We start from the raw sequence: 14,299 nt of genomic DNA, 5'->3' as shown, positions 1-14,299 counted from the left end.
TTTTATGAAAAAATTAGCGATTATACTTTTGGTTGCATTTGGACTAGCCATGGTTATAACTCCTTTAGATGAACAACTTCCACCTCCTTTCCCAACTAGCATCTCTGCTTAAAACAAAAAATACGATATTAAAAGTCCCAAGGATTCAACCTTGGGACTTTTTTTTCGTATCTAATTAACTTCACTCATCTTTTAAAAATTCATCATGCGGACTAAATTTTAAAGAAATATCCAGTAAAACGTTTTCTGGCACTTTTTCTTGAATAAGTGGAAAAATAATGCGCTCCTCACTTTGAATATGCTTTTTTAAGAGTGCGCCTAATTCATGCATCAAGGAGAGTTCATCTGAAACTTCATGATGAATTAATTGAGAAAATAGGCCTCTCATTTTAATATGCTCTAATAACGCTTCCGCCATTTCAGGAAGGCTTTCAATGGAAGCATATTTTGAAAAAGTCGGATAGAGCACATTTTCCTCCTCACGAAAATGCTCTTCACCGCCACTTTCCCAAAACAACTTCGCATCCTGAAAGACTTGTTCCTTTGGCCAGCGACCTCCGCTTTCCACCACTTCTTGCAGTTTCAGAGCAATGACAAGCCCATGATGGTGATGATGGGATAAGGGGATGAGTGCTTTATGCCGCTTTTCCATAATGGTCACCTCGATGTAACTTTTTGCTTTTCTAACAGTCCCCTAACAAAGGGGCCCCATTGGCCTGACATTCAGAGATCGGCATCCAACTTACCAAAGGACCCAAAGAATTCGTAATGAATACGGTCTTCTGGTACACCCCATTCTTTAAGTGAGCGATTAACAGCTCTCATGAAAGGCTCTGGTCCACAGAAGTAGAAATCAGCATCCTTCGGTAAATGGTGTTGAATCCATTCGAGATCAATATACCCTTCTTTATCATAGGCTTTCTTTTGCTTGTCATCCTCTGTCGGCTTTTCATAGATGACAAAAGACTTCACCTGAGGATGGTCTGATACTAATTTTTCAACATGATCTTTGAAGGCATGGAACTTGCTGTTAATGGCGGCGTGAACAAAATAAGTTTCACGGCTTGCCTGAGCATCGACAGTTGAATTCAGCATACACATCATCGGCGTTTGTCCGACACCGCCGCTTATTAAAACTAATGGACGTGTAGAGGTCGTGTCTAAATAAAAGTCACCAGCCGGTGCTGTGATCGGGATGATATCGCCTTCCTTAACCACATTGTGCAAATAAGTAGAAACCACTCCAGCCGGAATATCACCACCCTTAGGATCTTCTCTTTTAACACTTATTCGGTAATAGTCATGACCAGGACGATCCGATAAGCTGTACTGTCTTAAACATGTATAGTCTAAACGAGGACTGTCTATCCTGAGTGTTAGATATTGACCAGGAATAAACTCGGCAATCGCCTCACCATCTTTTGGCTTGAAGTAAAAAGAAGTAATGACGTCACTTTCCTTCACTTTTTTGTCTACCACAAATTCCCTGAAACCGGCCCATCCGCCTGGCATCGTTTCGGAAATTTTATACATTTTCTCTTCCATACGGATAAAGACATCCGAAATCACCGCATAGGCATCTGCCCACGCACCGATAATGTCATCTGTAGCGGCATCACCCAGTACTTCTTTAATCGCCCCTAGCAAATTTTCGCCAACTATTGGGTAATGCTCCGGCTTGATCTGCAAACTGCGATGCTTCTCGCCAATCCGCTCAAGAACAGGCATAATCTGACTGAAATCTTCAATGTTTGCCGCTGCCCCGTAGACGGCATCCGCCAGCGCTTTAGGTTGATGCCCGGTAATTTGGTGAGTTTGGTTAAAGATATTGAGTAATTCAGGATGCTGCTTGAACATTCTTTTATAAAAATGCTTCGTGATCGTTTCACCATGTTGTTTAACGATCGGCAATGTTTCCTTAATGATCGCTAGCTTTTTTGGATCCAATTTTTTACCGTATTTAAAACCTCTTGCCATGTTTTTCTTTCTTCAATGGTTACTGACATAGGATAGATCCCCCTTCAAAATCATTCAAAAGAAGTATTCCCTCTAAGTTTTGACTCATGCAAGTTTATTTCCAATTAGGATTTCATGCCATCTTCTGATTTTACGGTGGCTGGTATTAAAATCAAAATTTAAATTCAGTATTCAACGCCTAATGATTGAATGAGTAAAACTGTCTCATTCGCCTCTTCCTCATTTTTTATCAAATGTAGGATGAGCTGATGGACTTGGTGTCAATGTCAAAAGCATTACACTATCCTCTAAAGCTTCAACGGAATGCTCTACACTTGGTTCAAGACTGAGTAGCCCCCCACTTTGAAGAACCACCTCTTCCTCAGCTTTAAATCGAACTTTCCCTGATAACACAGAAACCAGAATAGCACTGGAGGTTTTGTGTTTTTCTAGTACTTTTCCTTTAGTAAATGAGAATTGGACGACTCTTGATACTTGGTTGTCCAAAATTGGTTTTACAAAACTCTCGTTAAAAGTTAATGAATAGACTTTCACAACAGTCCCTCCTAATTGCTTTATACCGACTATTTTTGCAGCATCTTGTTCATTAAAAATTGGATGTTCGCCAATAAAGGCTCTTTTGTTGCTGTGGCCAAGTCCATCTCTTCCATTGTTTCGGTCAATAGTTTCAGCCATATCTTTGCTCGATCAGGATCGACTCCAAAAGAATGCCGCTCCTGAACTTGGCTGACCTCGCTATGCTGCAAGTCCGTAACTTGGGCCAAACGAAAAATAAAGACTTTTTGACGGCTTTTCAAAACCTCTATGTCGACCTGTCTTTCCGCAAACATGCGGCTATAGTAAGGGTCTTGAATGAGACGTGCGTAAAATCGATCCACCAATTCATCAATGGTTGCTTGGCGTTCATCTTGATTGGTATCTTCAACCCGTTCGGATTGCTTTTGTCTTTCACCTAACCATTCGCCCATGTTTATCACCCCTTATTAATGGATGTCTATAGCGTAATCCATTCTCACTCTTTCCAAAGTGCGCTGCATCACACTTATGGGCAATGCCATAAAATGTTCAAAAAGTCATTGCCGTTTTTGACGAATCGAGCCCTCCTGAAATTCGGATGTTGGCAAAAAAAGCCCCCAATCCTTCAAGGAATGAGAGCGGATTAGTATTTAATTTTTAAATTGGCACCGTTAAAGGCCGTTTTTTTAAGTAATAAAGGCGGAAATAGGCCCTCTATCCACGGGCAAATCCCGCAGGACCCTCGTTTACTTCTCTAAGTAAACGGCGCTAGAGGAACTCACATTTTAACGTGTTCCGAACAGAGCCTTTTTCGCCTAATAAAAAAGCAGCATTGAACATTAATTGAGCCTTTTAACTAAATATTTGATGGAGAAACTGTCTTGCCCGTGCGGCTTCGTTGTCAAAATCATTCCAATTACATTCGATTGAAACTCGTCCTTGATAATTGGCTTCCCTTAAGCGCGCAACAAACTCATGATAGGGGTATTGGCCCGTGCCAGGTGCGAGCCGCCCGGTATCAGCCACATGGACATGCTTTAAATAGGGGCTAGCCGCCACAAGATGAGAGAGGGATTCCTCTTCTTCATCCATGTGATAAAAATCTGCCAACATCTGAATAGAGGATCGATTGATTTTTTTAACGAGTTCAACTCCTTCCTCCACCGTATTAATCACATTGCATTCTTTTTTGTTGAGGGGTTCGATCACAACTGTCATTCCAGCTGCATCTGCTTTATCTGCTGCTGCATTTAAAAACTCCACAATTTGTTTCTCTGCTTGTTGCCGATCAAAACCAGCAGGAATGTTACGCGCACCACCGCTTCCGAAAACAACGACTTTTCCTCCTACCAGATTCATTCGCTCGAAGGCACGATCTAGGTAGTGTTGAAGAGCCTCCCAATGTACTTGGTCCCCAACAAGCGCCATCTGCCCGGGAATAAAAACATTAAAAGCTTCAACGGGTAGAGGACTTTCCTGAAAACGCTTTAAAATTGTTTGTTCGAAAATAGAATGATCTTCATTCGGGATCAAAGACGTCACCGTACATTCGATAAAATCAAAACCCGCTTGCTTCACGACTTCTGCCTTTTCAATACTCGCACAACAGCCTAATCGCATTACACGCGCCTCCTTAAAACACAGAGGAAACCAAGAAGCACGCCTTACTTCCTCTGATTCGTTTTTTGCAGCAAAAAAATAAACACATATAAACCCAAACAGAACGGTTATTTCCACTTTTAAAATAGTATGTATTATTCTAACCCTTATTCTCTGTACAAGTGAATCCATGTGATTGGGATTAAAAAGAAGAGAGCTATTAAACTGCTCTCTATCTCATTTTATGTGCTCCTTTAAAAAAGGATGACTTCTCTCATAAGCAAGCCAGAAACTCAGGAGCACTTTCTTACTCTAATTTTATTAACTTCGGCACCAAAATGGCACCAACCTCATAAAGAGCAAAACTGCAGCCAACCGACTATATGAAAATACTTCATGAGTTATTCCAACTGAAAATTCGACTCATGCTGGTTTGCTTGAAATCCCGTTACTTCAACTTAGGATTTGAAGCACAGTTAATTGTTTCCCGTTGTTTGTCGTAACCCTGATATTAAAGTCTGTTTTATCGAGCCATTTTAAAACCTTACAATTTTGCAGGCTAAGGTGGATCTTTCCGTGTTGCTCCGGGTCCGTCGGATAGTTAAAGCTATTTAAGTTACTATTTGTCGCGTCGTATTTTATAGTCGGCTGGACACCGGGCTGATTTCTACTAACGTTAGTGCTAACTGATACTGCCGTCTTTGAGAGGGAAGACTTTGATTAGTTGTACTGCAACCCCCAACCAAACCAATTAAAATTGTTAAACATAGAAAAAAAGCATTAGTAAAACCGACTTGTTTTAAAAAAATGCACACTAACCCTATTAACCAGTGTTTTTTGTCGACAATTGTTGTAATCATATAATTTTTCTGAGAAAATTTATTAAAAAGGAGTGATATAAATGGATGATATTATGAATGAACTACCAATCGTCAAAATAGATTCTTCAAGAAATTATTGGTTAGTTAGAACGCAAGCCGGGCAATATCATGATCAATTCTATTTCGAAGAATATGTAGCAATTGGCTGGAATGAATTTAACGATCCAAGAGATTTTGAAGGAAATAATGATGACGCCATAAAGAAAGATATCGAAAAAGTTTATCCAGACTCAAAACAACCAGGGCTGATTTTTGGTCAAATAAAGAGATTTTATCATGAAATTAAAGTTGGAGATGTTGTTATTATTCCAACTGAAAATTCGACTCATGTTTCTTTTGGAACAATTGAGTCACATCCATTTATTGAAGAAATTAGTGAAACAGATATTGAAGAAGGTGTTTGTCCTTTTCAGAAACGCAGAAAAGTAGATTGGATCAAAACAGTTAAACGGGCTGATTTAGACCCTTATTTATATAGACTTCTTCATTCAAACCAGACAATTAGCAATGCAAATGCTTATGCTCCTTTTATTGATCGGACCCTTCACTCTCTTTATATTAAAAATGGACAAGCTAATCTTGTTATCCCGATAAAAAAACAAGGTAAAATACCTGCGCTCGATTTAATTGATTTTGTAAACAGCATGGTTAATCTTGTTGATGAAGTTAACTTATTAGAACTAACCAATGAAAAATTTAATAAGAGAAAAGATTTGGATATTAAATTGAACGTTCAGTCACCTGGTATTGTCCATTTTTTCTCAGACTCCCCATATGTAATTTTGGGTATTGGTGTCCTGTTGGTATTCATTGTTGGTGGGAAGTTTAAAGCAACATTTACAAAAGATAAAACTGATGTAGAAGCTTCATCTACCGGTTTAATGGGGATGTTTCTTAAGTTCAAGAGTCAAAAAAATGACCATGAGATAAAGAAATTGGAGATTGAACATAAACAAGCAATGGAACGCGTTCAGGCCGAGATACCTGAAGAAATAAAAAACCTTCTCACTAAAATTGACGGAGAAGGCGAGTGATTAATGTTTATATGGAGAAGAAATTTTTATGAATTTCTTCATGAATATTAATGATGACGATGTAAATAAAAGAAATTTTAAAGGTATTGCATTAAAAATCAAAGTACTATTGATAAAAGGTATCAAACCAACAGTGAATGATTGGATAAGGTATAGGACTCCAAAAATAGTCATAAATGTTCCGGTTATTGACACATAGTGCAAAATGTTTTTGGACTTATTAAAACTACTATCCATAAGTACCCCTCCTACACCATTACAGATATAATTATTATATCTAAAGCATTAAATAACAACAATAATTAAAGTGCCCATTTTAAAGCCTTATTTTAAGGCTTTTTTTGACAAATGTAAGTCATTCGACTTTAGTTGTTAAGTCCATGAAAATTGTACACATTTGAACAACATTGTTCATGAATATTTGGTATTGTTGCTATGGGTTTTGTAAAAAAGGAAGATAACCATTACAACTGGGATGCGGCAAGGGGAAATCTTAGGACCTAGGTGGGGGATATTGACTTTGATTCAAAGGCTCTAAAGATTAAACAAACCCTGTCCCACAATGGGAAACAACTATTAACAGGTGCCAAAACAAAAGCAAGCCTGAGAACAATATGGCTCACCGAAAAAGATCTAACACTATTAAAAAAGCACAAAGCCCAAATTGCTAGGGAGTGGCTGTCTATTGAGGCGGATTACATGGACCTGGACTTAGTTATATATACAGAAAACGTGGACCTATTAAATCCATCAAACCTAAGACGCTCCTTCTTATAACTTTGTGAGGCTGCAGATATTCCTAAGATACGTTTTCATGATCTAAGGCATACCCAAGCTACCCATTTATTAGCCCAGGAGTAAATGTTAAGGTTATCTCAGAACCTTAGGGCCACAGCAACATTAAAGTGACACTGGACACCTATTCCCACGTGTTACCCACAGTGCAGGGCGAAGGACCATGGCAATCGAAAATTTATATGTAACAAAGTAACTTATGACAACAAAATGACAACAACCGCCGAAAAAACCAAAAACCGCGATCCTCTGGACTAGCCAGAAATCGCGGTATAAACGGTAAAGTTATGGTGGAGCATAGCGGGATCGAACCGCTGACCTCCACGCTGCCAGCGTGGCGCTCTCCCAGCTGAGCTAATGCCCCATACTTGTTTCGGACAAATAAAACTATAGCATGTATATGGATATCTGTCAAGCATCTATTAAAATTGGTATGTGGCAGGCCTTTCACAAGGGTGTATAAAGGGACATCCCTTTCGCACTGTATGTTTTTGTACACCTTAACTGAAGCTTTGGCAATAGTAAAAGAAGCAGCATGGGCGAATCGATTTAGTTTGTACACCTATTATTACCCCTGCTGCGCTAACGCTTAGTCCATCCAGGAATTCGATTACTCTACCATAACCCTGCCAAAATCCTGTAGACCAACATATTTTTTAAAAATGTTCTTTAGCTTGGGTCAATACTAAGGGGAACCAATCGTTTGTCCCGGATGCCCACCAAGCCAACTCACTAAATTTAAGGGCTGCAGAGTTTAAAGCCGCTCGTTTTTCAACAGATCTCTACGGTTTCCCCTATTTTTTTGCCTCTTCGCTAATTACTATAGGCGTCTCTTAAATACGTGGCAGGCTTAATAACGTCGATAGCGTGATCCACTTCCCCTTATATAATCTATGGGCACAGAAATCATACTCGCAAACCTTCCCATCATCCAGCAGTGAATCTATCTTTTTTACCCACTAAACAGAGAAGTTCCACTTTATTTCGATCGTCTTTGTCTTTACCTGCACGCTAATTAAAGGCGCATCTTATAGGCTTATTTGACCTCTCTTTAGCACCCAAAGCGACCAAGCTAGCCCGGAGCTCCATTCCAACAGTGTGTTTGCCTTCTCTATGCTTACTTGGCACGCCTACATTTTTGATAGAGTGCCTTCTCTATTTTTTATCGATCAATTAAAGAGCATTTGTCCGCTCGCTTGATATTCCTTCTAACAGCTCGGAACTCCCTTCTTGTTCCGACTCCCTATTAATAGAATAAGAAAAAGAATTCCGTTTACGGTGGCGCCAAACGAGGCGCCATAGCCAATAGCAGCTGAACCCATTGTCGGGACGAAGTGATAATCAAAGGCGACCGAACAACCTGTCCCAATTAAGTAACAGAAAAAGGGAACAAGCATGCGCCGATTGGCTAAGAAAAAGCGTAATCCAATGAGTGAAATACTTTGTCCGACAATCGCAAAGGAATAACCTTTTAAGATACTCACGGTTTGAATAACTGAATGTTCGTCAAAGGCTCCTCTCTTAAAGAGCAAAGTGACAATAAAAGTTCGAAGCAAGAACAAGCCTGCGCTTGCTAAGAGTGTTACCCCAACAGTCACATAAAGCGCTATGTTGATTTTCTTATAAACGGCCTCTGAGCGGTTATTCAAGACTTCTTTAGAAAGGTCAGGCAGCAATACTGTTGTAACAGCTGCAACAAAAACCCAGATAGGAAAATCGACAAGACGTGTCGCGAAATTCAGTGCTGCAATCGTCCCGCTCTCTAAACGTGAGGCATAATATCGTTCAACAAATGAGAGAATTTGAGAAAACAGCAAAATACAAAAATAAGGAAAAAAGTCCTTAAGAAGCCCTTGAATGTAAGGAACGGCTTGTCGCCACGCTTGAAATCTAACCTTGATCTGAAACCAATTCAACCGTCTTGCCACCCATACCCAAATCATGATCAAATAAAAGAGGTTTGCAAGACTTGTAGAAATGGCATAGACCTTTCCACCCAATGGCCTGTCTAAGTTAATCACAAAGCAAACCACTAACACCGAGAGCAAACTCAAATGATACAGGACTGGGGTAAGGGCTGGGCCAATAAATTTTTTCTCGGACTGCAATAAGGCAACTCCTATAAAAGTTAGAGGAATCACAATGATGATCGGAATCATCATTTTATAAGAGAAAAACACCTGATTCAAGGTTTCTGGGTCCAGTCCCTTTGCATACCAATTTATAAATCGCGTACTTCCAAAGAAGACGATGACTGAGAGGAGAAAAGTGACACCCGCTACCATCACATTTAAAACAAAGACAACTTGTCTAAATAATATCGGGTCTTTTTGCAGCCGTGCAAAAAGCGGAATACAGACAACACCTAGTGCGGCAGCAATTAAATTATTTCCTATCATATCCGGTATGAAAAAGCTTAAGCTATAAGCGTCTGCTGAACCAGATGTTCCAAAATAATGAGCAAACATTACATCTTTTAAAAAAGCGCCAATGGCTAGTAAGAGGTTCATAATGATAAGCACGGTGTACAGGTCTAGCTTCATTTGGCGTAATTTTGACCACATGTCGATTCATCCCATCATAGTAAAACTTGTATCTTAAAAGTGCTTTATTCACGATAAAAGGAAATTTTTTTTGGATTGTCAAACCCGCAAGCTTCACCAATTCCCAAAACAAAACTAATTATACCTTATTTCTTTAGTCTGCCACAACGACTCATTTAGCCATCACACAAAATCGGAGCATCTGCGGAGCCAATAGTGTACATTGGAGCCTCCATCACACAAAATCGGGGCATCTGCGGAGCCAAACGTGTGCGTTGGGGCCTCCATCACACCAATTCGGGGCTTGTGCCGAGCCTAACGTGTGCGTTGGTGCCTCCATCACACAAATTCGGGGCTTGTGCGAAGCCTAACGTGTGCGTTGGTGCCTCCACCACACAAAATCGGAGCTTGCGCGGAGCCAAACATGTGCGTTGGGGCCTCCATCACACAAAATCGGAGCATGCGCGGAGCCAAACGTGTGCGTTGGTGCCTCCATCACACAAATTCGGAGCATGTGCGGAGCCAAACGTGTGCGTTGGAGCCGCCATCACACAAATTCGGGGCTTGTGCCGAGCCAATAGTGTGCGTTGGAGCCTCCATCACACAAAATCGGAGCTTGCGCGGAGCCTAACGTGTGCGTTGGGGCCTCCATCACACAAATTCGGAGCTTGCGCGGAGCCTAACGTGTGCGTTGGGGCCTCCATCACACAAATTCGGGGCATGCGCGGAGCCAAACGTGTGCGTTGGTGACTCCATCACACAAATTCGGGGCATGCGCGGAGCCTAACGTGTGTGTTGGAGCCTCCATCACACAAAATCGGAGCTTGCGCGGAGCCAAACGTGTGCGTTGGAGGCCCCATCACACAAAATCGGAGCATGCGCGGAGCCAAACGTGTGTGTTGGAGCCTCCATCACACAAAATCGGGGCTTGTGCGAAGCCAAACGTGTGCGTTGGTGACTCCATCACACAAAACCGGAGCTTGCGCGGAGCCTAACGTGTGCGTTGGTGACTCCATCACACAAATTCGGGGCATCTGCGGAGCCTAACGTGTGCGTTGGGGCCTCCATCACACAAATTCGGAGCTTGCGCGGAGCCAAACGTGTGCGTTGGGGCCTCCATCACACAAATTCGGGGCATGCGCGGAGCCTAACGTGTGCGTTGGTGACTCCATCACACAAAATCGGGGCATGCGCGGAGCCTAACGTGTGTGTTGGAGCCTCCATCACACAAAATCGGAGCTTGCGCGGAGCCTAACGTGTGCGTTGGTGCCTCCATCACACAAAACCGGGGCTTGTGCGGAGCCTAACGTGTGCGTTGGAGCCTCCATCACACCAATTCGGAGCATCTGCGGAGCCTAACGTGTGCGTTAGTGACTCCATCACACAAAATCGGGGCTTGTGCCGAGCCAAACGTGTGCGTTGGTGCCTCCATCACACAAATTCGGGGCATGCGCGGAGCCAAACGTGTGCGTTGGTGCCTCCATCACACAATATCGGAGCATGTGCGGAGCCAAACGTGTGCATTGGTGCCTCCATCACACAATATCGGAGCATGCGCGGAGCCTAACGTGTGTGTTGGAGCCTTTTCCCAAACCAAAAAAACACCGAGACTTCCCTATTATTGGGAAATCTCGATGTCTAATGGATGAAAAAAGGGCTTACGCTTTTGGCCCAATCATCTCTTCTGGGCGCACCCATTGGTCAAATTGTTCTTCAGTGAGAAGTCCTGTCTTCAAAGCCGCTTCTTTTAATGTCGTGCCTTCCTTATGTGCGGTTTTGGCAATTTTAGCTGCATTCTCATAGCCAATATGCGGGTTGAGTGCTGTTACGAGCATTAAGGAATTTTTCATATGAGCTTGAATGACCTCGACATTTGGTTCAATCCCAACGGCACAGTGATCATTAAAGGAAACGATTGAATCGGCCAATAGGCGGGCGGATTGCAAGAAATTATAGCCGATAACCGGCTTAAAGACGTTTAATTCAAAGTTTCCTTGACTCGCGGCAAAACCGATGGCGGCATCATTTCCCATAACTTGAACGGCAACCATTGTGACAGCTTCAGATTGAGTCGGATTGACCTTACCTGGCATAATGGAACTGCCTGGCTCATTTTCTGGGATACGAATTTCACCTAAACCAGAACGAGGACCGCTTGCTAACCAACGAACATCATTAGCAATTTTCATCATATCCGCAGCAAGGGCACGAAGCACACCATGAACGACAGCAATTTGATCATGGCTAGTTAAAGCATGAAATTTGTTGTCAGACGTGACAAATTCCTTTCCTGTCATGGCGGCAATTTCTTCAGCTGTCATGCGACCAAATTCAGGATGAGCATTTAAGCCCGTTCCTACAGCCGTTCCACCAATCGCTAATTCTTTAATATTAACGACGGTGTCTTGAAGCATTTTCTTACATTTCTCAAGCATAGCAGCCCAGCCGCTAATTTCTTGTCCAAGGGTGAGCGGGGTCGCGTCTTGTAAATGCGTCCGGCCAATTTTAATCATATCCTTAAAGGCTTCGACCTTTTGATCAAGGGTTTCTTTTAATTTATCGATCGCTGGAATGACATCATTTTCAACAGCAAGAGTGGCAGCAATATGTAAGGCAGTTGGATACGTGTCATTAGAGCTTTGCGATTTATTGACGTCATCATTAGGGTGAACCTTGGCATCAGAGCCTTTTTCTGCCAACAATTGATTAGCACGATTGGCAATGACTTCATTTACATTCATATTGGATTGGGTTCCGCTTCCAGTTTGCCAAACCACTAATGGAAAATGCTCATCCCATTTTCCAGAGAGGATTTCATCAGCAGCCTGTGCGATCGCCTCTGCCTTTTCGCCATCCAATTTCCCTAATTTTTGGTTAGCAAGGGCCGCCCCCTTTTTGAGCATCGCAAATGCACGAACGATTTCAAGCGGCATCCGTTCCCAGCCAATTTTAAAATTCTCTTTACTTCTTTGAGTTTGAGCAGCCCATAACTTGTCCGCAGGTACCTTAATCTCACCGATCGTATCTTTTTCAATTCTATACTCCATATCCAAGTCCTCCTTAACCCATCCTTAGAAAAACTAGCTTTCACGAAAGGACACCTGATGTGACTTTTAAAAAAATCACAGCCAGAGGACGCCGCCAAGTCCTTGATCGGCAAAAGCTAACGTTTTCCTTATTCTTTTTTCCTATTCGCATTCAAGATTTTTTTACAAAAAACCAATTTAATTATAACAGGAATTGAAGAAAAATAGGAATGATACTGATTTTTTCACAAAATCATGATACTCGCCTAAACGAATTTTATTTAAATATAGCTATTTCTATCAGCTTGATAAGGGTATAGCCGATTACACTGTACACAATTAAGGCAAAGAGGGCGGACATATCAAGAACATATTGCGGGGAGAAGTTGATTGGCAGAAAGATCCCATTAAAAGGCGCTAACAAAGGCGCTTCAAGTGCATACATAAATCGAACAAATGGAACAGGCCTCGCACCAAAAAACTTCAAGACAAGACCTAATCCAATTAATAGTTGAATGATGGACACGATCCCATTTATTAATTTAATTAAAATATGGGCTCCCCGTTTCATTAAATCCCCTCAATTCCTTCGTTAGAAAACGTTTCTTCATTTATAGGTTTACCCGTTTTAACCAGGATGAAACTTTAGAAAGATGTTCTTTTGAAACAGGAGAACCGTCCCCGCGTTTCACCCGCGTTTCAAAAAAGCAACCGACCAGTGGCCGGTTGCTTGCTTTTTTTGTTGTTTATAAGCACATTTTGTAGAGTTCGGTGACTTCTTCTTCGCTTGTAAATTGATAAAAATTGCCGAATGCGCCACGCTTCATCGCGCGGTCCGCTATCACACCTAATTTCTCGTCTGTGATATTGTAGTCCTTCAGTCGGGATGGTGCGCCAATTTCGGTCCAGAAATCACGAAGGCGCTGAATACCTTCTAAAGCGATATCCCGGTCGGATTTACCCGCTGGATCCACGCCAAATACTTTGATGGCAAGTCGCTTCGTTTTCTCAAGACCTTCATCGAGGGTAAACTTGAGCCAATTCGGGAAGATGATTGCAAGGCCGCCTCCGTGCGGGATATCATAAACCGCTGAAACGGCATGCTCTAGGTTATGAGTCCCCCAATCGCCGCGTGTCCCCATTTGGAGCATTCCGTTTAAGGCAATGGTCCCTGCATAAAGAATGGTTTCCCGGTACTCGTAATTCTGAAGATCATTAACGAGTTTTGGAGCAGTTTCCATGACGGTTCTTAAAACCCCTTCACATAATTCATCTTGTAAAGGTGCATTTTTCTGTTTGAAATAATACTGTTCAAGAACGTGACTCATCATATCAACAATCCCATAAATCGTTTGATCCCGAGGAACCGTATAAGTATTTTCCGGATCAAGAATAGAGAATTTAGGGAAGAAATGAGGAGATCCCCATCCGTATTTCTCTTGTGTCTCCCAATTCGTAATAACGGCCCCAGAATTCATTTCGGAACCTGTGGCTGCAAGTGTAAGAACCGTGCCAAGCGGAAGTGCACTTTTCACGACATCTCGGCGCATGATGAGATCCCAAACATCGCCATCATAGGTGGCGCCTCCCGCGATGGTCTTGGCGCAGTCAATAACGCTACCTCCGCCAACCGCAAGAATAAACTCGACTCCTTCAGTTTTGCAAAGATCAATGCCTTTACGAGCCGTTGTGAGTCTTGGGTTAGGTTCTACCCCTGACAACTCAACGACCTCCGCTGAAATCGCCTTAAGCTCTTCCATCACTTTATCATATAGGCCGCTTCGTTTGATACTGCCGCCACCGTAAACAAGAAGCACCTTCTTCCCATACTTAGGGACTTCCTCTTTTAATGCGGCTATTTGGCCTTTGCCAAAAATGAGCTTGGTTGGATTATGATATGTAAAATTCTCCATAAAAAAACGACCTCC

10 protein-coding genes and 1 tRNA gene are annotated in these 14,299 nt (G+C 42.1%); 1 reads left to right on the top strand and 10 read right to left on the bottom strand.

What is annotated here, in order from left to right:
• Positions 1-181: 181 nt before the first annotated feature.
• The 5 genes from PU629_RS05400 to PU629_RS05380 form a co-directional block, all read right to left on the bottom strand.
• Entirely contained in the window at positions 182-652 is a 471-nt protein-coding gene (locus PU629_RS05400) for a hemerythrin domain-containing protein (protein ID WP_275283257.1), read from the bottom strand.
• A 71-nt stretch (positions 653-723) separates the two neighbouring features.
• On the bottom strand, positions 724-1,977 hold the full coding sequence (gene hmpA, locus PU629_RS05395; protein WP_275283256.1) for an NO-inducible flavohemoprotein: 1,254 nt from the start codon (positions 1,975-1,977) through the stop codon (positions 724-726).
• A gap of 219 nt (positions 1,978-2,196) precedes the next feature.
• Positions 2,197-2,511, bottom strand: a complete 315-nt coding sequence (locus PU629_RS05390) for a cupin domain-containing protein (RefSeq protein WP_275283255.1) — start codon at positions 2,509-2,511, stop codon at positions 2,197-2,199.
• A gap of 29 nt (positions 2,512-2,540) precedes the next feature.
• Positions 2,541-2,945: a globin domain-containing protein gene (locus PU629_RS05385; RefSeq protein WP_275283254.1), complete on the bottom strand. Its 405-nt coding sequence runs from the start codon at positions 2,943-2,945 to the stop codon at positions 2,541-2,543.
• Positions 2,946-3,345: 400 nt separating this feature from the next.
• The gene (locus tag PU629_RS05380) at positions 3,346-4,113 is read right to left on the bottom strand and encodes a sugar phosphate isomerase/epimerase family protein (protein ID WP_275283253.1); all 768 of its coding nucleotides are present in this window, start codon (positions 4,111-4,113) and stop codon (positions 3,346-3,348) included.
• Between the two features lie 880 nt (positions 4,114-4,993).
• Here PU629_RS05380 and PU629_RS05375 point away from each other — a divergent pair.
• Complete coding sequence (locus PU629_RS05375; RefSeq protein WP_275283252.1) at positions 4,994-6,007, top strand: restriction endonuclease; 1,014 nt, start codon at positions 4,994-4,996, stop codon at positions 6,005-6,007.
• Between the two features lie 1,083 nt (positions 6,008-7,090).
• On the opposite strand, the gene PU629_RS05370 is transcribed toward PU629_RS05375, so the two are convergent.
• The 5 genes from PU629_RS05370 to PU629_RS05350 all read right to left on the bottom strand — a co-directional run bounded on the left by PU629_RS05370 (position 7,091) and on the right by PU629_RS05350 (position 14,284).
• Positions 7,091-7,166, bottom strand: a tRNA-Ala gene (locus PU629_RS05370).
• 844 nt (positions 7,167-8,010) lie between these two features.
• Positions 8,011-9,366 carry a murein biosynthesis integral membrane protein MurJ gene (gene murJ / locus PU629_RS05365; protein WP_275283251.1) on the bottom strand — a complete coding sequence of 452 codons (1,356 nt, stop codon included), beginning with the start codon at positions 9,364-9,366 and terminating at the stop codon, positions 8,011-8,013.
• Between the two features lie 1,637 nt (positions 9,367-11,003).
• On the bottom strand, positions 11,004-12,392 hold the full coding sequence (gene fumC, locus PU629_RS05360) for a class II fumarate hydratase (protein WP_275283250.1): 1,389 nt from the start codon (positions 12,390-12,392) through the stop codon (positions 11,004-11,006).
• Between the two features lie 256 nt (positions 12,393-12,648).
• On the bottom strand, positions 12,649-12,942 hold the full coding sequence (locus PU629_RS05355) for a YggT family protein (RefSeq protein ID WP_275283249.1): 294 nt from the start codon (positions 12,940-12,942) through the stop codon (positions 12,649-12,651).
• Between the two features lie 175 nt (positions 12,943-13,117).
• Positions 13,118-14,284 (bottom strand): iron-containing alcohol dehydrogenase, encoded by a 1,167-nt coding sequence (locus PU629_RS05350; protein WP_275283248.1) that lies wholly within the window; start codon positions 14,282-14,284, stop codon positions 13,118-13,120.
• Between the last annotated feature and the right edge of the window lie 15 nt (positions 14,285-14,299).

It is taken from the genome of Pullulanibacillus sp. KACC 23026, assembly GCF_029094525.1.
Taxonomy (GTDB): domain Bacteria; phylum Bacillota; class Bacilli; order Bacillales; family Sporolactobacillaceae; genus KACC-23026.
The sequence above is the reverse complement of the archived record's forward strand: the minus strand, read 5'-3'. Positions and strand labels throughout refer to the sequence as shown.

Bases quoted from the DNA above. Each gene is read 5' to 3' on its own strand.
- PU629_RS05400 (WP_275283257.1), bottom strand. From the start codon at position 652: ATGGAAAAGCGGCATAAAGCACTCATCCCCTTATCCCATCATCACCAT.
- hmpA (WP_275283256.1), bottom strand. From the start codon at position 1,977: ATGGCAAGAGGTTTTAAATACGGTAAAAAATTGGATCCAAAAAAGCTA.
- PU629_RS05385 (WP_275283254.1), bottom strand. From the start codon at position 2,945: ATGGGCGAATGGTTAGGTGAAAGACAAAAGCAATCCGAACGGGTTGAA.
- PU629_RS05380 (WP_275283253.1), bottom strand. From the start codon at position 4,113: ATGCGATTAGGCTGTTGTGCGAGTATTGAAAAGGCAGAAGTCGTGAAG.
- PU629_RS05375 (WP_275283252.1), top strand. From the start codon at position 4,994: ATGGATGATATTATGAATGAACTACCAATCGTCAAAATAGATTCTTCA.
- murJ (WP_275283251.1), bottom strand. From the start codon at position 9,366: ATGTGGTCAAAATTACGCCAAATGAAGCTAGACCTGTACACCGTGCTT.
- fumC (WP_275283250.1), bottom strand. From the start codon at position 12,392: ATGGAGTATAGAATTGAAAAAGATACGATCGGTGAGATTAAGGTACCT.
- PU629_RS05355 (WP_275283249.1), bottom strand. From the start codon at position 12,942: ATGAAACGGGGAGCCCATATTTTAATTAAATTAATAAATGGGATCGTG.
- PU629_RS05350 (WP_275283248.1), bottom strand. From the start codon at position 14,284: ATGGAGAATTTTACATATCATAATCCAACCAAGCTCATTTTTGGCAAA.